This is a genomic window from Serratia fonticola, assembly GCF_001006005.1.
Lineage (GTDB): Bacteria > Pseudomonadota > Gammaproteobacteria > Enterobacterales > Enterobacteriaceae > Chania > Chania fonticola.
The window spans coordinates 1354719-1374629 of the sequence record NZ_CP011254.1; the positions used below are offsets into that span (position 1 = coordinate 1354719).

The 19911-nt window shown below is 55.5% G+C and carries 18 protein-coding genes; 10 read left to right on the forward strand and 8 right to left on the reverse strand.

The genetic code is table 11. From position 1 onward, the window contains the following. The first annotated feature begins 135 nt into the window (after window positions 1–135). A complete protein-coding gene (locus WN53_RS06040; protein ID WP_024482715.1) occupies window positions 136–1044 on the forward strand; it encodes a LysR substrate-binding domain-containing protein in 909 nt (302 codons plus the stop codon). Between the two features lie 2 nt (window positions 1045–1046). Here WN53_RS06040 and WN53_RS06045 read toward each other — a convergent pair whose 3' ends face one another. Then, window positions 1047–1454 carry an OsmC family protein gene (locus tag WN53_RS06045; protein ID WP_021181673.1) on the reverse strand — a complete coding sequence of 136 codons (408 nt, stop codon included), beginning with the start codon at window positions 1452–1454 and terminating at the stop codon, window positions 1047–1049. A 381-nt stretch (window positions 1455–1835) separates the two neighbouring features. On the opposite strand from WN53_RS06045, the gene crp reads away from it, so the two are divergent. After that, window positions 1836–2468 (forward strand): cAMP-activated global transcriptional regulator CRP, encoded by a 633-nt coding sequence (gene crp, locus WN53_RS06050; RefSeq protein ID WP_005969523.1) that lies wholly within the window; start codon window positions 1836–1838, stop codon window positions 2466–2468. A gap of 56 nt (window positions 2469–2524) precedes the next feature. Beyond that, window positions 2525–4600, forward strand: coding sequence for a YccS/YhfK family putative transporter (locus tag WN53_RS06055; RefSeq protein WP_024482716.1), 2076 nt, complete (start codon window positions 2525–2527; stop codon window positions 4598–4600). A gap of 31 nt (window positions 4601–4631) precedes the next feature. On the opposite strand, the gene argD is transcribed toward WN53_RS06055, so the two are convergent. Then, complete coding sequence (gene argD / locus WN53_RS06060; RefSeq protein ID WP_024482717.1) at window positions 4632–5849, reverse strand: bifunctional acetylornithine/succinyldiaminopimelate transaminase; 1218 nt, start codon at window positions 5847–5849, stop codon at window positions 4632–4634. Window positions 5850–5943: 94 nt separating this feature from the next. After that, on the reverse strand, window positions 5944–6519 hold the full coding sequence (locus WN53_RS06065) for an aminodeoxychorismate synthase component II (RefSeq protein WP_024482718.1): 576 nt from the start codon (window positions 6517–6519) through the stop codon (window positions 5944–5946). Between the two features lie 291 nt (window positions 6520–6810). On the opposite strand from WN53_RS06065, the gene WN53_RS06070 reads away from it, so the two are divergent. Next, the gene (locus tag WN53_RS06070; protein WP_024482719.1) at window positions 6811–7281 is read left to right on the forward strand and encodes an NUDIX hydrolase; all 471 of its coding nucleotides are present in this window, start codon (window positions 6811–6813) and stop codon (window positions 7279–7281) included. A gap of 42 nt (window positions 7282–7323) precedes the next feature. Here WN53_RS06070 and WN53_RS06075 read toward each other — a convergent pair whose 3' ends face one another. From WN53_RS06075 to ppiA, 4 genes are all read right to left on the reverse strand, one after another. Next, window positions 7324–8850 carry a helicase HerA-like C-terminal domain-containing protein gene (locus tag WN53_RS06075; protein ID WP_024482720.1) on the reverse strand — a complete coding sequence of 509 codons (1527 nt, stop codon included), beginning with the start codon at window positions 8848–8850 and terminating at the stop codon, window positions 7324–7326. A gap of 192 nt (window positions 8851–9042) precedes the next feature. Next, a complete protein-coding gene (gene btsR, locus WN53_RS06080; RefSeq protein ID WP_024482721.1) occupies window positions 9043–9768 on the reverse strand; it encodes a two-component system response regulator BtsR in 726 nt (241 codons plus the stop codon). Then, window positions 9768–11453 carry a sensor histidine kinase gene (locus tag WN53_RS06085; RefSeq protein ID WP_024482722.1) on the reverse strand — a complete coding sequence of 562 codons (1686 nt, stop codon included), beginning with the start codon at window positions 11451–11453 and terminating at the stop codon, window positions 9768–9770. The genes btsR and WN53_RS06085 overlap by 1 nt, the downstream gene beginning before the upstream one ends. A gap of 296 nt (window positions 11454–11749) precedes the next feature. Beyond that, a complete protein-coding gene (gene ppiA, locus WN53_RS06090; protein WP_021181682.1) occupies window positions 11750–12319 on the reverse strand; it encodes a peptidylprolyl isomerase A in 570 nt (189 codons plus the stop codon). Between the two features lie 311 nt (window positions 12320–12630). Here ppiA and WN53_RS06095 point away from each other — a divergent pair, with 311 nt between their 5' ends. The 6 genes from WN53_RS06095 to tsgA all read left to right on the forward strand — a co-directional run bounded on the left by WN53_RS06095 (window position 12631) and on the right by tsgA (window position 18436). Further along, a complete protein-coding gene (locus WN53_RS06095; RefSeq protein WP_024482723.1) occupies window positions 12631–12936 on the forward strand; it encodes a PTS sugar transporter subunit IIB in 306 nt (101 codons plus the stop codon). A gap of 16 nt (window positions 12937–12952) precedes the next feature. Next, window positions 12953–14278, forward strand: a complete 1326-nt coding sequence (locus WN53_RS06100; protein WP_024482724.1) for a PTS sugar transporter subunit IIC — start codon at window positions 12953–12955, stop codon at window positions 14276–14278. Window positions 14279–14303: 25 nt separating this feature from the next. After that, complete coding sequence (locus WN53_RS06105; RefSeq protein ID WP_037411230.1) at window positions 14304–14642, forward strand: PTS lactose/cellobiose transporter subunit IIA; 339 nt, start codon at window positions 14304–14306, stop codon at window positions 14640–14642. Continuing rightward, complete coding sequence (locus WN53_RS06110) at window positions 14639–15949, forward strand: 6-phospho-beta-glucosidase (protein ID WP_024482726.1); 1311 nt, start codon at window positions 14639–14641, stop codon at window positions 15947–15949. Before WN53_RS06105 ends, WN53_RS06110 begins: the two co-directional genes overlap by 4 nt. An 88-nt stretch (window positions 15950–16037) precedes the next feature. Then, entirely contained in the window at window positions 16038–17018 is a 981-nt protein-coding gene (locus WN53_RS06115; RefSeq protein WP_024482727.1) for a LacI family DNA-binding transcriptional regulator, read from the forward strand. 233 nt (window positions 17019–17251) lie between these two features. Continuing rightward, window positions 17252–18436 carry an MFS transporter TsgA gene (gene tsgA, locus WN53_RS06120; protein WP_024482728.1) on the forward strand — a complete coding sequence of 395 codons (1185 nt, stop codon included), beginning with the start codon at window positions 17252–17254 and terminating at the stop codon, window positions 18434–18436. 119 nt (window positions 18437–18555) lie between these two features. On the opposite strand, the gene WN53_RS06125 is transcribed toward tsgA, so the two are convergent. After that, window positions 18556–19839, reverse strand: a complete 1284-nt coding sequence (locus WN53_RS06125; protein ID WP_021181689.1) for a cytosine deaminase — start codon at window positions 19837–19839, stop codon at window positions 18556–18558. Window positions 19840–19911 lie beyond the last annotated feature (72 nt).

The following is a 19911-nucleotide window of genomic DNA, read 5'->3' on the forward strand; positions in this document are numbered from 1 at the left end:
TAATAATGTGATCCAGGTCACTTTATAGTTTTAATAACAGTCACTTACAATAACATGCTGAAATTATCGCCTTTTGCCGGGCGGCATAAGATACAATTTTGTAAGGGGTGATGCTTTTTATTGATAGGGTGGGGAATGCGCTATTTACCGAAGTTACAGCAGTTGAAAGTCTTCCAGCAGGTGATCCGCAGTGGCAGTATTCGCGGGGCGGCGCGCGCGCTGGAGCAATCTCAACCGGCGGTGAGCCGCACCATCCGTGAACTGGAACAGATCCTGGAAACCCAGTTGATCAATCGCAGCAGTCAGGGAATGACGCTGACCGAAACCGGCCGCGCCTTCGCCCTGCGAATGCAGTTGATCCTGGAGGAATTGCAGCGCGCCGCCGACGAGATCCAGCAGTTGAATCAGCATTCACAAGGCAACGTCGCCATCGGCTGCTCTTCGCTACTCGCCCTCACGGTATTACCGGAGCTGGTCGAAGCCTTCAAACAGCCGTTTCCGCAGGCCAATCTCCTGATCCGCGAGGCGCAGCTTTCTACGCTGCTGCCAGCATTGCGCGAAGGCCGCCTGGATTTTGCCGTGGGTACCGTCAGCCCGGAACTGCCTCTGGAGGATCTGGTGCGTGAACCGCTGTTCAACGCCTCTTTTTGCATTATCGCACGCCAGGGGCACCCACTGGCGCAGGCCACCTCGCTGGACGAGCTGCGTGAGGCCAAGTGGTTATTACCGGAAACCGATATGGGGTATTACCAGCAGTTGCGCGCGGTGTTAGGCACCTTCTATCAGCAATTGAGTCGTTCGCCCATTCGCTCGGACTCGGTGACCTGTGGCTTGAATATGGTGTTGGAGGCGGATTATTTGACTATCGTGGCGCGGGCGATGAGTGCACCGTTCCATTTGCAGCATCGGCTGGTGGCATTGCCTATCGACACGCTGCCGCAGGCTCAATACTGCGTGCTGTATTCACAGAAATCGCCGCTAACCGTGACGGCACGGCGATTTCTTGATTTATTGCGTGCCCACTGCCTGCGCTACCCTTGGTAGGATCAGGCCACTTCGCGGATTTCGAAGCTGTGGGTGATGCTGGCGGCTTTACCCAACATCAAGGAGACGGAGCAGTATTTCTCGGCGGAAAGATCCACCGCGCGCTCTACAATCTTATCGGTCAGCCCTTTGCCGGTGACAATAAAATGCAGATTGATATGGGTAAACAGACGTGGCGCTTCTTCACGACGCTCGGAGGTCAGTTTTACCTCGCAGTCACGCACATCGTTACGCCCTTTTTGCAGGATCGACACCACATCGATGGCGCTACAGCCGCCGACGGACATCAACACCATTTCCATCGGGCTTGGCGCTTTATCGCCCGCGTTGCCATCCATCAAAACCTGGTGGCCGGACGCAGACTCACCCAGGAATGTCAGTCCTTCTACCCACTTAACTCTTGCCTGCATGTTACACACTCCGGTTAATTTCTTAAAAACAGGGTACGCTTTCGCATACATTCTGGCAACGTAACCTGATGCTAATCATGCTGAAGCGAGACAACACAAGACACCCGCCTCACTCTGTGCTACAAACAGAGCCGCAATAACTCTTTCCAGGTCACCGATTTCAGGGATACGTCCAAGGAAAGGCCCCTATATTGGTTTGTTAACAGAATGTAGCTTGCAGCTCTCCCTGCAAGTTAATATGCTAGAGCACAAGCGTATTTCTATAACACGCCTCAAAACCTGTTGATAGCCACAATTAAAACACCGGGCTATAAGCACGTTTTACAGGGAACTCTGACCCCTGTGATACAAGGCAGCGATAACAACAGAGGATAACAGCGAATGGTTCTCGGCAAACCGCAAACAGACCCGACTCTCGAATGGTTCCTGTCTCATTGCCATATCCACAAATATCCATCGAAGAGTACGCTGATTCACCAAGGTGAAAAGGCCGAAACGCTTTACTACATCGTCAAAGGCTCCGTTGCGGTGCTGATTAAAGATGAAGAAGGCAAAGAGATGATCCTGTCCTACCTTAACCAGGGGGATTTCATCGGCGAGCTTGGATTATTTGAAGAAGGCCAGGAGCGTAGCGCCTGGGTACGGGCCAAAACTGCCTGTGAAGTGGCTGAAATTTCCTACAAGAAATTCCGCCAACTGATCCAGGTTAACCCGGATATCCTGATGCGCCTGTCCGCACAGATGGCTAACCGCCTGCAAGTCACCTCAGAGAAAGTGGGTAACCTCGCCTTCCTTGACGTTACCGGCCGCATTGCACAGACCTTGCTGAACCTGGCAAAACAACCTGATGCCATGACTCACCCAGACGGTATGCAGATCAAAATCACCCGCCAGGAAATTGGCCAAATCGTCGGTTGCTCACGTGAAACCGTCGGTCGTATTTTGAAAATGCTCGAAGATCAAAACCTGATCTCCGCGCACGGCAAAACCATTGTCGTGTACGGTACGCGTTAATCCCCAGGGAAACGGTGCAGCAATGCGCCGTTTCTTTACCTACTGAATAGCCAACCATGTGGCGCCGCCTGATCTACCACCCGGAAGTCAACTACGCACTGCGGCAAACGCTGGTGTTGTGCCTGCCGGTGGCGTTTGGTTTGTTGATTGGCAACCTGCAACTCGGCATGCTGTTCTCGTTGGTGCCCGCCTGCTGCAACATTGCCGGGCTGGATACGCCACACAAACGCTTTTTCAAACGCCTGGTTGTAGGCGGCTCCCTGTTCGCACTCAGCAGCCTTCTGCTGCAACAAGCCCTACTGTGGGATCTACCACTACCCTTGCTGATGCTGGGAATGGCGCTGTTGCTCGGCGTCAGCGGAGAAATCAGCCCGCTGCATGCACGCCTGCTGCCAGCCGCACTGGTTGCCGCCATCTTTTCCCTCAGCATGGTAGGTACCGTGCCAATCTGGCACGCCCCTTTACTGTATATCGTCGGCACCGCCTGGTACGGGCTGTTTACCTGGGCCTGGTTCAAGCTGTGGAAAGAGCAGCCGATGCGCGAATCCCTAAGCCAGTTGTATATGCAGCTGGCCGACTATTTTGAAGCCAAATACTCATTACTGACGCAGCATACCGATCCAGAAACTGCCCTGCCGCCGCTGTTGCAACGCCAGCAGAAAGTAATGGATCTGATCAGTCTGCTATACCAACAGCTGAATTTCCTGCCCCATGCCAATAACCTGGAGCAAAAGCGCCTGCAACGTACGTTTCAGGTGGCGCTCGATTTGCAGGAGCACATCACCGTCAGCCTGCATCTGCCGGAAGAAGTGCAAAAACTGGTGGAGCAAAGCCAGGCCGAAGCGATTATCCGCCGCAACGCCCAGGTGATCGCCACGCGCCTGCGGGTGGTGGCCGACGATATTCTCTATCATCGGCACTCTGCGCGTTTCAGTATGAAGAATGAGCTGGCGGCGCTGGAAAAAGTAGCCTCACAGCACGCCGATAACCCGGTTGGCCAGTTCTGCTATTACCACTTCAGCCGCATCGCGCGCCTGCTGCGTACCCAGCACCCACTGTACCGCCGCAATCTGATGGCCAACCAGTCACGGTTGCCGTTTTGGCCTGCGGTGGTGAGCTATCTGTCGTTTAAATCCAACGCCCTGCGCAACGCCGCCAGGCTGGGGGTCATTCTTGCGGCAGGCAGCAGCCTGGGCATGCTGTTCAACCTGCCAAAACCCTATTGGATCTTGCTGACCATCATGCTGGTCAGCCAAAACGGCTATAACGCCACGCGGGTGAGGATCCAGCACCGTGCCCTCGGCACGTTGGCCGGGTTGGTAATTGCCGCCGGGCTGTTACAACTACAGATGCCGGAGAACGTGACGCTGAGCATCATGTTGGCGATCACCCTGGCGGCCTATCTGATCTTGCGGAAAAACTACGGGTTGGCGGTGATGGGCTTCACCGTGACCGCCGTCTATACTTTGCAGCTCTTGGCGCTGAACGGTACCCATTTCCTGGTTCCACGCCTGATTGATACCCTTATCGGCTGCGTACTGGTGTTTGGCGGCACGATCTGGCTATGGCCGCAGTGGCAGAGTGGCCTGCTGCGTAAAAACGCCCATCAGGCTCTGGAGCACGATCAGACAGCACTGCGCTTATTGTTGGAAGAACAGGAACCGGACCCCAGCGAACTGGCCTACACGCGTATGCAGGTCAATCAGGCGCATAATGCCCTGTTTACCTCGCTCAATCAGGCGATGCAGGAACCGGGGTTTGAATCGAATTATCTGGCAGATATGCGGCTGTGGATCACCCATAACCAGTTTATTGTTGAACACCTGAATGCGATGACCATTCTGGCGCGCGAGCACTATATGCTGACGCCAAAGCTGGCTCAGGAGTATCTGCAGACCTGTGAAATCGCCTTGCAGAGCTGCCAGCAGCGGTTGGAATATGACGGCCCGAGTACCAGCAACAGCATCATGCAGCCGCCGGACCTGCATCCGGACATGCCGGTCACCGAGATGGAACGCCACCTGCGGCGGATCCTTTCTCACCTGACCGTGATGCATACCATCTCGTCACTGGCGTGGCGCCAGCGCCCACACCATGGGATCTGGCTGAAGCGCAAACTGCGGGAAAGCTGAGGTTAGCGGGACCGCAGCCCCGCAGACTTGATTAGCCGTTAATCACATCCTGTACGGCCAATTCGAACAGCGCCATGCCTTCGTCGATATCCTTCAGCTCAACCACTAACGAAGGGGCAAAACGGATCACGTTTGGCCCAGCGTTGAGGATCATCAAACCGCGGGCGGCAGCTGCAGTGAGAAAATCGCGCGCTTTGCCGTGATAGCCCGCTTTCAGTTCCGCGCCAATCAACAGCCCCATGCCACGAATATCGCTGAACACATCGTATTTCTTACCGATCTCCTGCAAAGCCTGAACAAACAGCCCACGACGCTGCTCAATCCCGCTTAGTACCTCTGGCGTGTTGATCACGTCCAACGCTGCCTCTGCCACTGCACAGGCCAGTGGGTTGCCGCCGTAGGTAGTACCGTGAGTGCCAACCTGCATCACCGAGGCGATCTCTTCGGTAGTCAGCATCGCACTCACCGGGAAACCGCCGCCCAGCGCTTTGGCGGTGGTGAGGATGTCTGGCGTAATGCCGTAATGCATATAGGTAAACAGCTTGCCGCTGCGGCCCATACCGCTTTGCACTTCATCAAAGACCAGCAGCGCCTGATGTTGGTCGCAGAGTTCACGTACGCCCTTGAGGAAGACAGGATCGGCGGCGGTAATACCCCCTTCGCCCTGGATAGGCTCCATCACTACCGCACAGGTGTGATCGTCCATCACCGCTTTCACTGCGGCCAGATCGTTGAAGGGCACATGTACGATATCGGCCGGTTTCGGCCCAAAACCGTCGGAATATTTTGGCTGTCCACCCACGGAAACGGTGAACAGCGTACGGCCATGGAAAGCGTTATTAAACGCGATAATCTTGGTCTTATACGGGCTATGACGGGTGATGGCGTAATGACGAGCGAGCTTGAAAGCCGCTTCGTTAGCCTCCGCACCGGAATTGGCGAAAAACACCCGGTCGGCGAAGGTGGCAGCGATCAATTTGCTGGCCAGGCGCAGCGCGGGCTCATTGGTGAACACGTTGCTGGTATGCCATAAGGTTTCGCCCTGCTGCTTTAAAGCCTCAACCAGTGCCGGATGGCAGTGCCCCAACGCAGTCACCGCGATACCACCAGAGAAGTCGATATACTCTTTCCCCTGCTGATCCCATACGCGGCTCCCCTTACCCTTCACCGGCACAAACTGGGCGGGTGCATAAACAGGCAGGATAACCTGATCAAAGGTGCTGCGGGTGACTGCGGTTTTTTCGGTCATTACTGGCTCCAGGCGGCTAACTATCAAGTGAAAATATAATCACAAAATATGCATAAAAAACCAACCAAGGGCAAGCTTAAAAAGCCACTAACGGCTAACTTCCAAGGAAATTACCCAGCAGTTGGTGCCCTTGCTCGCTGAGAATGCTCTCAGGGTGGAACTGCACGCCTTCCAGCGCCAGCGTCCTATGGCGGATCCCCATGATCTCATCCCGTTCGCCGTCACGTTCGCTCCAGGCGGTCACCTCAAAGCAATCCGGCAACGTCGCAGCGTCCAGGATCAGCGAGTGGTAGCGGGTGACGGTCAGCGGATTATTCAATCCCTTGAACACGCCGAGATTATGATGGCGGATGGCAGAGGTTTTGCCGTGCATCACCTCCCGGGCACGAACCACGTCGGCACCAAATGCCTGGCCCAATGCCTGATGACCGAGGCAGACCCCAAGGATCGGCAACTTACCGGCAAAATGGCGAATTGCGGCCAGCGAGATGCCCGCCTCGTTCGGCGTACAGGGGCCAGGGGAGATCACCAGATGCTGCGGTGCCAGCCGCTCAATATCGGCCAGTTGCAGTTCATCGTTACGCTTCACCAGCACTTCTGCACCCAGTTCGCAGAAGTACTGATAGAGGTTGTAGGTAAAAGAGTCGTAGTTATCGATCAGCAGCAGCATGTTTAAATTAACTTCGTGATTAAGGCTCGTTACGGCAGATATTGATTTGGGCCGATGACACAGGCCTTGCTGGAGTTTAACGCCCATAGCGGTGTGGAGCACAGGCTAATTTTCTGACTTAAAGCACTTTAAATCAGTAAAAAAGAGAATACCCTACTCCGGCTCGCGATGTAGCCCGTTCAGATAATCAGTGGGTTAATGTTCGATCCTGCACATTCAGCAACATTGCCACTTTGTCATCAGCCCGAAGCGACAAGGACACTCAACCCGGTGCCATAGGTAACAATCGTCATGAATTACGTTGAAACCATAAGAAAGAAAATAGGCCACGATTTGCTGTTGCTGGCAGGTGCCAATGTTGTCATAACGCGTGATGATGGCTGCATTCTTCTTCAGCTGCGCCGTGATGGTAGCTATGGGTTGCCTGGCGGCTTGCTTGAACCTGGGGAGTCACTCTTGCAGTGCGCCATTCGCGAAACCTATGAAGAGTGTGGGGTGATTTTTTCTGACATGCAGTTCGTTGCGGTTTTCTCTGGGGATGAGTATACGTTCACGCTGGCCAACGAAGACCAAATTAATGTTATCACCGCCGTATACTCCGCAGAGTTAAAAGATGGCCGTGGAGAGATTGTCATTAATGATGATGAAAGTGAGGAGCTTAGCTTTTTTAGCCCCCTTGCCCTGCCTCATAATATGGATGAGGAATATCGGGTCTATATCGGGGCCTACCTTACAAGCATCATTAAGCATAGACCTGTCTAAGTAGGCGCTGCATGCAGCGCCCCAACGTTAGAATTCACAGACCTACTTCTTACGGCCACCCATGATCGAGCCTAAAACGCCGCGCAGGATCTGGCGGCCCAGATCGCGAGCCATGCTCTTGGCGGCGGTCTGTACGATGCCGTCGTGTTTACCGCCGCGTGGCCCCGTGGAACCAAACAGGATCTCGTTCAAGCCGCCCATCAAGCCACCACCACTTTCCTGCCCTGCGGCCGGTTTCTGAGCCGGTTGCCCAGGCTGTGGCGTACCCACAGTGGCAAAACCGCCTGCGGCCAGTTTTTCATAGGCAGATTCACGATCCACCATATCTTCATAACGGCCATAGAGCGGAGATTTATTGATGGCGCTGTTCATCCCTTCCGCCCCCAGCATGCCCATTTTCGATTCCGGTGCGATCACCATCGCACGCTCCACCACGTTCGGCCGCCCTTTCTCATCCAGGAAGGAGACTAGTGCCTCGCCCACGCCCAATTCGGTGATTGCCGTTTCCGCATCAAATTCTGGATTGGCGCGCATGGTTTGTGCCGCCGCCTTCACCGCTTTCTGATCGCGTGGTGTAAAGGCCCGCAGCGCGTGCTGGACACGGTTACCCAACTGCCCCAGGACACTGTCCGGGATATCCAGCGGGTTCTGGGTGACAAAGTAGATGCCCACGCCTTTGGAACGGATCAGGCGAACCACCTGTTCAATTTTGGTCAGCAATGCCGGTGGCGCATCGTTAAACAGCAGATGGGCTTCGTCGAAGAAAAATACCAGCTTTGGCTGTTCCGGATCGCCTACTTCCGGCAAATGCTCAAACAGCTCCGCCAGTAGCCACAGCAAAAACACCGCATACAGCTTCGGCTGGTTAATCAGCTTATCCGCCGCCAGCAGGTTGATGATGCCGTGCCCATTGGCATCGGTTCTCATCAGATCGTTGATATCCAACATCGGCTCGCCAAAGAACTGATTGGCACCCTGCTGTTCCAGTGTTAGCAAACCACGCTGTATCGCCCCGACCGAGGCCGAAGAAATGTTGCCGTACTGAGTTTGGAACTGTTTGGCGTTATCCCCGACGTACTGCACCATCGCCCGCAGGTCTTTCATATCCAACAGCAGTAAGGCGTTGTCATCGGCGATCTTGAACACCAACTGCAGCACACCGCTTTGCACCTCATTCAGATCCAGCAGGCGGCCAAGCAGCAGCGGGCCAAGATCGGAAATGGTGGCACGGATGGGATGGCCCTTTTCGCCAAAAATATCCCAAGGGATCATCGAACAGGCTTGAGGCTGCCAGTCGGTAACGCCAATCGCCGCCAGCCGCGCCTGCAACTTCTCGGAGGGAACCCCTTCGGCCGCAATACCCGACAGATCGCCTTTAACGTCCGCCAGGAAGACCGGAATGCCAATGCGCGAGAACTGTTCCGCCATCTTTTGCAGGGTGACGGTCTTACCCGTACCGGTCGCCCCGGTGATCAACCCATGGCGGTTGGCCAGGGCGGGTAAAATGACCAGATCCTGCACCGGTTTCCCGTCTTTCATCGCTTTGGCAATAATCCGTGCTTCGCTCATTTGCTGTTCCTATGACCCAGTACGGCGCGAATGCGCCCGTTGATGTAATCAAGGCTATAAGCGCGACGTAAACCCGTCAAGGACAAACAAAAAAGGCACCGTTAAGGTGCCCTCAGATTGATGAAATAACGGCAATATTGCTGAATGGGTTTTGAATTTGCCCAGCATGCATACAGCGCCTAAGCAATAATGTTATCCGCGTAAGCCCAGCTCTTCTTTCAGCGATTTGAGATAGCGGCGGCTGACCGGTACCGGCTCCCCCACCGACATAATCATTTCCGCCGTGCCACTTTCTTCAAAACGGATCTCTTTGACCTGCTCAAGGTTCACCAGATATTGCCGGTGGCAGCGCACCAATGGCGTGCGGCTTTCCAACGTGCGCAGCGTCAGTTCAGTGAAACACTCCATGCCGTCATTGCGTACCACATACACCCCGGTCGAGCGTGAGCGGATGGCAATCACCTCGTCGAAACGCAGCAGGTAAATCCGGCTGTGGCCGGTGCAGGGGATGTATTTCAGGTAGCCCGCGCTTTCATCCAACGCCGCAATATTCTGCGGAGCACGACGCTGATGCAGGCGCTGCAGGGTTTTATTCAGCCGAGTCGGCTCCGCCGGTTTCAGCAGGTAATCAAACGCATGCTGCTCGAAGGCCTGCACCGCGTATTCGTCATAGGCCGTCAGAAACACGATGTAGGGCATACGGTTCGGATCGAGCATGCCAACCATTTCCAATCCGCTGATACGCGGCATCTGGATGTCCAGGAACACCACGTCCGGCTGCAAACGGTGAATTTGGCTGATGGCCTCAATGGCATTGGCGCATTCACCAATAATGGTGATGCCCTCTTCCTCTTCCAGCAAGTGGCGCAAGTTATCGCGGGCAAAGGGCTCGTCATCAACAATCAGTACGTTCAACATCAAGCAGCCCTCGCCAAGGGAACGTTAAGGGTGATGCAAGTATAGGCTTCAGGTTCGCAGGTGACCTGCACGCCATAATCTTCACCATAGCGCACGCGGATACGCCGATCGACCAGGTTCATCCCCAACCCGCTGCCACCGGTTTGTTGACGGAACAGCCCGGCATTATCCGTTACCTGCAACAGCAAGTGATCGCCTTCCAGGCGGGCACCAATATCGACACGGCCAATCCCCAACAGATGCGAAGTGCCGTGCTTGATGGCATTTTCCACAATAGGCTGCAGCGAGAACGCCGGTAAACGCACTGCCAGCAACTCTTCCGGCAGCGAAACGGTGATCTCCAGCCGATCGGCAAAACGGGCCTTTTCGATCTGCAGATAGGCGTTCACATGTTCGATCTCGTCCGCCAGGCTCACCTCATCGTCGGAACGCTTGAGGTTTTTGCGGAAAAAGGTCGACAGATACTGCACCAGTTCGCAGGCACGGTCGCCATCACGGCGGATCACCGCCACCAGCGTATTCAGGGCGTTGAACAGGAAATGCGGGTTCACCTGCGCATGCAGCAGTTTGATTTCCGACTGGGCCAACAGCTGTTTATGGCGCTCATATTGCCCGGCCATGATTTGCGCCGACAGCAGGCTGGCAATCCCTTCCCCCAGCGTGCGGTTGATGGTACTAAACAGCTTGGTCTTGGGTTCATACAGTTTGATGGTGCCAATCACTCGCTGGTTTTCTCCGCGCAGTGGGATCACCAGTGTCGAACCTAGTTTGCAATTGCCGTTGATGGAGCAGCAGTAAGAAAGCTCATTGCCGTCGGCATACACCACCTCGTTGTTATCGATGGCGCGATGGGAGTGGACCGAGGAGATCGGAGTACCCGGCAGATGGTGGTCGTCACCAATGCCGATAAAAGCCAGCAGCTTGTCACGATCGGTGATCGCCACGGCGCCGATGCCCAGCTCCTGATAGACCACTCGCGCCACCTTCATGCTGTTTTCCTGGTCAAACCCCTGGCGCAGAATACCCTCGGTACGTTCGGCAATCTTCAACGCCTTGGAGGAGAAGGCACTGGTGTATTTCTCAAACATCGCCCGCCGATCGAGCAAGATCTGCATAAACATGGCGGCGCCGACGGTATTGGCGATCAGCATCGGCAGGACGATATGCTCCACCAGCAGCACCGCTTCGGGGAACGGACGCGCAACGATCAGGATAATCGCCATTTGCAGCACTTCTGCCACCAGCGCAATCCCGGCGACAAACAGCGGGTTGAACAGCAGATCGATACGCCCGCGCCGCATGGCAATACTGTGCACTATGCCGCCAACCAGCCCTTCAGCCACCGTGGAGATCGCACAGGCGACGTCTGTCATGCCCCCCAGCGTATAACGATGCAGGCCACCCGTCAGGCCAACCAGAAAACCAACGGAAGGCCCACCCAGCAGCCCGCCCAACACGGCGCCGATGGCGCGGGTATTGGCGATGGAGTCCTGAATATGCAGGCCAAAGTAGGTGCCCATAATGCAGAACACCGAGAAAATGACGTAGCACAGCAGCTTGTGCGGCAGACGGATGGTCACCTGCATCAGCGGAATAAACAGCGGCGTCTTGCTCAGCAGATAGGCAATGACGAGGTACACGCACATCTGCTGTAGCAGCAGTAACACCTGGTTAAATTCGTACATAAAAAACGGCTCATCCTGAACAACGGAGCGATCAAAAAAGTGCCGGGTATCCGGTCTGGTTATATTCCCGTCGTCTTTCAAGCTGCAGCGTTGTTACCTGCACTTACTCACCCCAGTCACTTACCCAAAAGTAAGCTCCTGGGGATGAGTAAGTTTGTCGCCTAGCTGCAACTTGAAATCCATAGGGTATAAAAGCGGGCAATTAAATCACGTGGGATCGAAAAAAACAGTGATGCAGGCAAACATTCAGGAGGGAAAAGCAGGCCGGCCCCCAGCTAGAGACCGGCTTGGGTGATTTATGGCAGCACTTTGGCCGACAGGATCACGATAGGTTTGCTCGGGACATTCTGGTAAGGACCGACGTTGCCGGTGGGTACCTGGGAGATTTTATCTACCACGTCCATCCCTTTAACGATCTTGCCAAACACCGCGTAGCCAAAATCACGCTGGCCATGATCGAGGAACGCATTGTCTGCCACGTTCAGGAAGAACTGGCTGGTGGCGCTGTCTTTATCGGCGGTACGCGCCATGGAAATGGTGCCACGCAGGTTACGCAGGCCGTTGTCGGCTTCGTTCTTGATCGGTGCATTGGTGGTTTTCTGCTGCATATCCGCAGTAAAACCGCCGCCCTGAACCATGAAACCAGGGATCACGCGGTGGAAAACGGTGTTGTTGTAGTAACCGCTGTTCACGTAGTCAATGAAGTTCTTGGTTGAGACCGGTGCCTTCTGACTGTCGAGCGCCAATTCGATATTCCCTGCCGAGGTGGTCAGCATGACGTGGGTTTCACCGGCGGCTAATGCGGCGGGTGCCATGGCTGTCAGGGAACACAGCGCAACGAAGGTCACTAAAGTACGTTTGAACATGAACGGGTCCTTTCTTTGAGATACAAACAACGGAAAGCGCTTTGATTCTAAAGAGCTGCGCCCGGCAGCGCCAGCCATTTACCTATATTTACTCAATTGCCGGACGTTTCTGAGTGCGCCCGGTTTTTTCCTGCCGACAGTATGATCCCCGTACTGATTTTTGCCAAGCCGATCACGCATTATTTGCCCATTTTCGCCCTTCAGCGGTTTTTGCGACACAAATCCCGGTTTGGATCTGCAATCCAGCTAGGCTAAACAAATGAGAGCGCTCTCATTTGCGCTGATAACCATAATAATACTGGAGAGCAATGATGAAGAAGATAGTGCTGTGCTGTGCCGCGGGGATGTCTACCAGCATGCTGGTCAAACGCATGCAAACCGAAGCGCAAAAGCGCGAACTGGCCGTGGAGATTGTGGCGGTACCGGCTGCGGATTTTGAAGCCGAGCTGCCAACCGCCAGCGTGGTGCTGTTGGGGCCACAGGTGAAGTACGAACTGGCCCGCTTCAGCCAGCTTGCCGGGCCACATGGCCTGCAGGTTGCCGTCATCGACATGATGGATTACGGCACCCTGCGCGGTGACAAGGTATTAGACCAAGCCCTCAGCCTGATCGCCTGACGCCGCGGAGAACCCCATGAGCCTATACGCTTCCCTGATGCGCGTGGTCGAAAGCCATATCGCGCCACTGGCTGGCCGGATCGGTAGCCAGCGCCATATTATTGCCATTCGTGACGGTTTTATCAGCGCCATGCCGTTTTTGATCGTCGGCAGTATCATGCTGATCGTCGCCAACCCGCCGTTTGACGCGACCACTACCTCCAGCTTTGGGCAAGCCTGGCTAGGGTTCGCCAAGAAGCACTGGGACACCATCACCATGCCGTTCTTTATGACCATGGGGTTGATGAGCGTATTTGTCTCTATTGGTACCGCCTACAGTCTGGCAAAACACTACAAAATGGACGCCCTGACCGCGGCGCTGCTGTCGCTGATGGCATTCCTGCTGGCTTCTGCGCCACAGGTCGACAACAAGATGTCCCTCGATTTTCTAGGTGGCCAGGGGGTATTCACTGCCCTGATCTGCGCCATTTGGTCGGTCGAACTGATCCGCCTGCTGAAAAAGTACAACATCACCATTCGCATGCCGGAACAGGTTCCTCCTGCCATTGCCCGTTCGTTTGAACTGCTGTACCCGGTGGTGGGCATTCTGTTGACGGTCTACCCCGTCAGCCTCCTGATGCAGAGCGAATTCCAACTGCTGCTACCCGCCGCGATTATGCAGGTGTTCCAGCCGCTGATTTCCGTTGGCGATACGCTACCAGCCATCCTTTTGGCGGTGCTGATTGCCAACCTGCTGTGGTTTGCCGGTATTCACGGCGACAACATCGTGACCGGCCTGCTGAACCCAATCTTTATGGCTAACCTGGCCACTAACGCCGCGCTGGTCGCCAACGGTGCAGCCATGACCCAAACGCTGACCGCGCCATTCTGGTCTTTCTATGTCTGTATCGGCGGCTCTGGCTCCACGCTGGTGTTGGCCTTCCTTTATCTACGCAGCCGCTCCATTCATCTGCGCACCATCGGCAAGCTTAGCGTGGTCCCGGCGGCCTTCAATATCAATGAACCGCTGCTGTTTGGTTCACCGGTGGTGATGAACCCAACGCTGTTTATCCCGTTGATTGTGGTGCCGATGGTTAACGCCACTCTGGCTTATTTCGCCCTGCACTGGGACATGGTGGAGAAAATGGTGGCGATGGCCCCCTGGACCGCTCCGGCACCGCTGGGAGCGATGATCTCCGCCTCCTGGGATATCCGTGCCGCCGTATTGGTGCTGGTGCTGATGGTGATAGACCTGGCGATCTGGCTGCCGTTCTTCAAAGTGTATGAAAAACAACTATTGGCGCAGGAACACGAGCAAGCCGAGGCTGAACGCGAAGCCAGCAACGCCGCCGCCGCACAGTAACAGGAGAGATAACGTGACTGAACTGATGGCTGAAGTCAGCCAGGATTTTGAAAGCACCATTATGGAGCTGCTGGTATTTGCCGGTAGCGCCCGCAGCAGCGCGCTGATGGCTTTGCAACAGGCCCGTGCCGGTGATTTCACCGGTTCCGCCGAGCATATGGCCGAATCCAAGCAGGCGGTGAAGCAGGCGCATCGCATTCAGACCCAGCTGATCGGCATGGACGAAGGCTGCGGCAAACTGGCCATCACCCTGATCACCGTACACGCGCAGGATCACTTGATGAACGCCATGGTCATTCAGGATCTGGCCGATGACATGATCGAACTTTATCGCCGTCAGGTACAATTGGAGGCCCGCTCATGAGCGCATTAAAAATTGCCATTATTGGCGGCGGTAGCAGCTACACGCCGGAACTGGTGGAAGGCCTGATCCTGCGAATTGAAGAGTTGCCGGTGACCGAACTGGCGTTGGTGGACGTTGAGCCTGGCCGGGAGAAGGTCGAGATCATTGCCGCATTAACCCAGCGTATGCTGGCCCGTAACGGCCTGGAGCAGGTAAAGGTCAGCGTGCATTTCAACCTGGACGAGGCCATTCGCGGTGCCAGTTTCGTCCTCACCCAGTTCCGCGTGGGTCAGTTGCCTGCCAGAGCAGCCGACGAACGCCTAGGCCTGAAATACCAACTGATCGGCCAGGAAACTACCGGCGTTGGCGGTTTTGCCAAGGCGTTGCGCACCATCCCGGTGATGCTGAATATCGCCCGCAAGGTTGAACAGCTGGCACCCGATGCCTGGATCATCAACTTTACCAACCCGGCCGGTATCGTGACCGAAGCCGTTTCGCGTTATACCAAGGCGAAAATTATCGGCCTGTGTAACGTGCCGATCAGCATGCATCACATGATCGCCAATATGCTGAAGGCCCCTTACGCCGAGGTACAGCTGCAATTTGCCGGGTTGAACCACATGGTGTGGGTCCACCAGGTGCTGCAAAACGGCAAGGACGTGACCGGCAAAGTGATCGACATGCTGTGTGACGGTGCCGCGCTGACCATGAACAACATCAAGGAAGAACCTTGGCCGCCGGAATTCCTGCGCGCCGTTGGGGCGATCCCCTGCCCTTACCACCGCTACTTCTATCAGACCAAAGAGATGCTGGCGGAAGAGATTGCCGCCGCAGCCGAACGCGGTACCCGTGCCGAACAGGTGATGAAAGTAGAGAAGGAGTTGTTCGAGCTGTATGCAGACCCACATCTCGACAGCAAACCTGAGCAGCTCAGTTTCCGTGGCGGTTCGTTCTATTCCGAAGTGGCGCTGGAGCTGATCAGGGCCATTCACAACAATCTCGGCACGCAATTAGTGGTCAATACCGCAAACCGTGGCGCTATTCGCGGTTTGCCAGACGATGCTGTGATAGAAACCAACTGTATCGTCGATGCTCAGGGCGCCCATCCACTGACGTTTGGCCAACTGCCGGATTCGATGCATGCGCTGACCCAGCAGGTTAAAGCCTATGAACGCCTGACGATCGAAGCCGCCGTGCATGGCGATCGCCGCAGTGGGCTGCTGGCACTGGTCACCAATCCTCTGGTCGCCAACGCCCAAATTGCCCAGCCGCTGCTGGAAGAAGTGCTGGAGGTGAATAAAGCCTATTTGCCGCAGTTTAACGCATAACCATCAACATTGGGTTCGGCTCGCCGGACCCACTTATCTCCTGTAATCTGATCAAATGGGGGATAAGCCCCTAATCAGGAGCAGTAACATGGTGACACTGGAAGATGTCGCAGCGATAGCGGGCGTATCCCGCGCGACTGTGTCACGAGTGGTCAACGGCGATAACAAGGTCAAAGCGCTCACCCGCGAGAAGGTCAAACGGGCAGTGGCCGAACTGGGCTATACCCCCAACCCGGCAGCCAGGGCGTTGGCGTCCAGCCAAAGTAACACCTTGGGCCTGGTCACCACCTCATACCGAGGGGGCTTCTTTGGCGCCCTGATGGATTTCGTCCAAACCGAAGCCGAGTCCAACGGTAAACAGCTGCTGGTGACCCAAGGCCGTAACAGTGCGGAAAATGAACTGCTGGCGATCCAACGCCTGTTCAGCCTGCGTTGCGACGGCGTGATCCTGCACGTGCGCTGCCTCAGCGACGATCGGCTACGCCAGTTGGCTGCCGAACAGCGCTCCTTTGTGCTACTGGACCGCCTGGTCCCTGGCCTGGAAGATCGCTGTGTCACCTTCGATCACGTTTACGCCAGCCAGCTTGCTACCCAGCAGTTGATCGACGTGGGCCATCGGCGCATTGCCTGTATCAGCGGCCCAGCCCAGCGAGCCTCCAGCCAACAGCGATTGCAAGGGTTCCTCAATGCGATGCAGGCCGCCAATCTGCAACCGCTAGGCTGCCCGGAAGGGGTGTATGACCTGGAAAGCGGCTACCAGTGCGCTGACCAGCTTCTGCGCGCCAAAGCGCTGCCTACGGCGATCTACTGCTGCAACGAAGAAATGGCGATGGGTGCCCTGCTGGCGATTAATGAACGACATCTGCGCGTACCGCAGGATATCTCATTGATCTGCTATGACAGCGGCGAGCGAGCGCCTTTTGTCCGCCCGGCGCTCACCAGCGTGCATTTCCCCATTACCGAGATGGCGCAATATGCCGCTCGTCTGCTGATAGATCCACTGACCGCACCGGTGAGCTTTGAGCCGACCATCATCCAGCGCGATTCGATCGCCACACCCGGTAGTTGATCACATAAAAATCTAAAAACCTTTCATCCCTTGCATCAAAAAATCGATGCTCGTCACATAAACTCCCGTTGTCTATGCTAGGATCCGCCTCCTGGTGGCCTGATCGGGATCTTTTCCAGTTTTTACCAGGAAAAACCTGCGGCCTTATGCCAGCTTTAAACCCTAGGGATTTCAGGTTACAGCCTGACAGCCCGCGGGTATAAACCACAACAAAGATAATCAGGCCTATATACATGAATGACAGCAACCGCATCCGGCTAACCTGGATCAGCTTCTTCTCTTATGCGCTGACCGGTGCATTAGTGATCGTCACAGGGATGGTGATGGGAAACATCGCAGAGTATTTCAATCTGCCAGTTTCCAGCATGAGCAATACCTTTACCTTCCTTAACGCGGGTATTTTGATTTCAATCTTCCTTAATGCCTGGTTGATGGAAATCATTCCGCTGAAACGTCAGCTGATCTTTGGCTTTATCCTGATGCTGCTGGCCATCGCCGGGCTGATGGTGGGCAAAAGCCTGACCCTGTTCTCGCTGTGCATGTTTGTGCTCGGCGTGGTCAGCGGTATCACCATGTCGATCGGCACCTTCCTGATCACCCATATGTATGCTGGCCGCCAACGCGGTTCACGCCTGCTGTTCACCGACTCCTTCTTCAGCATGGCCGGGATGATCTTCCCGATAATCGCCGCAATGCTGCTGGCGCGTAGCATTGGCTGGTACTGGGTTTACGCCTGCATTGGGGTGCTGTACCTGGCCATCTTCGTGCTGACGCTGTGTTCCGAGTTCCCGGTTCTGGGTGACAAAGGGGAGAAAAGCAGCGAGCCGGTGGTGAAAGAGAAATGGGGCGTCGGCGTGCTGTTCCTGGCTATCGCTGCGCTGTGCTACATCCTTGGCCAGTTGGGCTTTATCCAATGGGTGCCGGAATACGCCACCAAAACCTTCGGCATGAATATCGACCAGGCGGGCAAGGTGGTCAGCAATTTCTGGACTTCTTACATGATCGGTATGTGGGTGTTCAGCTTCGTGCTGCGTTTCTTTGATCTGCAACGCATCGTCACCGTGCTGGCCGCGCTGGCAACGGGTGCCATGTACCTGTTTATCAGCACCGATAATCCTGAGTACCTGAGCTACTACATCATGGCTCTGGGCTTCGTCTCCAGCGCGATCTACACCACGCTGATCACGCTCGGCTCGCAGCAAACCAAGGTTTCCTCACCGAAGCTGGTCAACTTTATCCTGACCTGCGGCACCATCGGCACCATGCTGACCTTCGTGGTCACCGGCCCGATCGTTGCCAGCAGCGGAGTCCATGCCGCGCTGACTACGGCCAACGGCCTGTATCTGGCGGTGTTTGTGATGTGTCTGCTGCTCGGTTTTGTGACCAAGCACCGCAACCATGGGCATACCACGCATTAATTATACCAGGGGCGAACATATACTGCCGTAGGGGCGCCGCATGCTGCGCCCATTTATTGGTCGATTAAGGTTTGTCATCAATCCGAGGGTTCTGCCAACGCAGAACCCTTTTTTTATGTCTAACGCCTGAAGTCGACCTGCTCTTCCTGCTCCAGATACAGCGTGGTTTGCGCAGGCTGGGTGGCCGCGATGACCGCACCAGCACGGATCGAATAGCGTACCGGCGTCTGGCGGCGTACTGCGTCAAAACCGCTGTCTGCAGGTAAGATCACCAAATCGGCACTATTGCCTGCACGCAAACCGTAATCCGTCAGATTCAGGGTTCGTGCGCTGTGGGTGGTGATCAGATTCAAACCGTCATCGATCTGGCCATAGCCCATCAGTTGGCAGACGTGGAGCCCCATATGCAGCACCTGCAACATATTGGCGGTGCCCAGCGGATACCAGGGGTCAAACACGTCGTCATGACCAAAGCAGACGTTGATGCCTGCTTCCAGCATCTCTTTAACCCGGGTGATGCCACGCCGTTTAGGATAAGTATCGAAACGTCCTTGCAGGTGAATATTCACCAACGGGTTGGCCACGAAGTTGATACCGGACATTTTCAGCAGCCGGAACAGCCTTGAGGTATAGGCCCCATTGTAGGAATGCATCGCGGTGGTGTGGCTGGCGGTAACCTTGGCGCCCATCTCCAGCTTCAACGCCAGCGCGGCCACGGTCTCAACAAAGCGGGACTGCTCGTCGTCAATCTCGTCGCAGTGCACGTCCACCAACCGATCATATTTTTGCGCCAGGGCAAAAGCCTTGTGCAGCGATTCCACGCCGTATTCGCGGGTGAATTCAAAATGCGGGATAGCCCCAACCACATCCGCCCCGAGCCGTAACGCCTCCTCCAGCAAGGCTTCCCCATTGGGATACGACATGATCCCTTCCTGAGGGAAGGCCACAATTTGCAATGTGATCCAAGGAGCGACTTCCTGCTTGACCTCCAGCATCGCACGCAGCGCGGTCAGTGTAGGATCAGAGACGTCGACATGGGTGCGCACATGCTGCACGCCGTTGGCGATTTGCCACTTCAACGTCTGCCACGCGCGTTGCTTCACGTCTTCATGGGTGAGCAGTGCTTTTCGCTCTGCCCAGCGTTCAATGCCTTCAAACAGCGTGCCGGACTGGTTCCATGCAGGCTGCCCGGCGGTTTGCGTGGTATCCAAGTGGATATGCGGCTCGATAAACGGCGGCAGCGCCAGCCCGCCTTCGGCATCCAACACGTCGCTGCGCCACTCCAGACCCTCAGGCTGTGGAATGATATGCGCGATCCGCCCTTGCTCAATGGCCAACTGCCATAGCCCTTCATGCCCGCTCAGGCGCAGGTTATCGATAAACTTGACCGGATTGTTCGCCATTTTTTACCTCTGCTCGGCTCACCATTTCTTTCATCATACTGGGCAATGACGAGCTGACAAAATCGCCGCTTG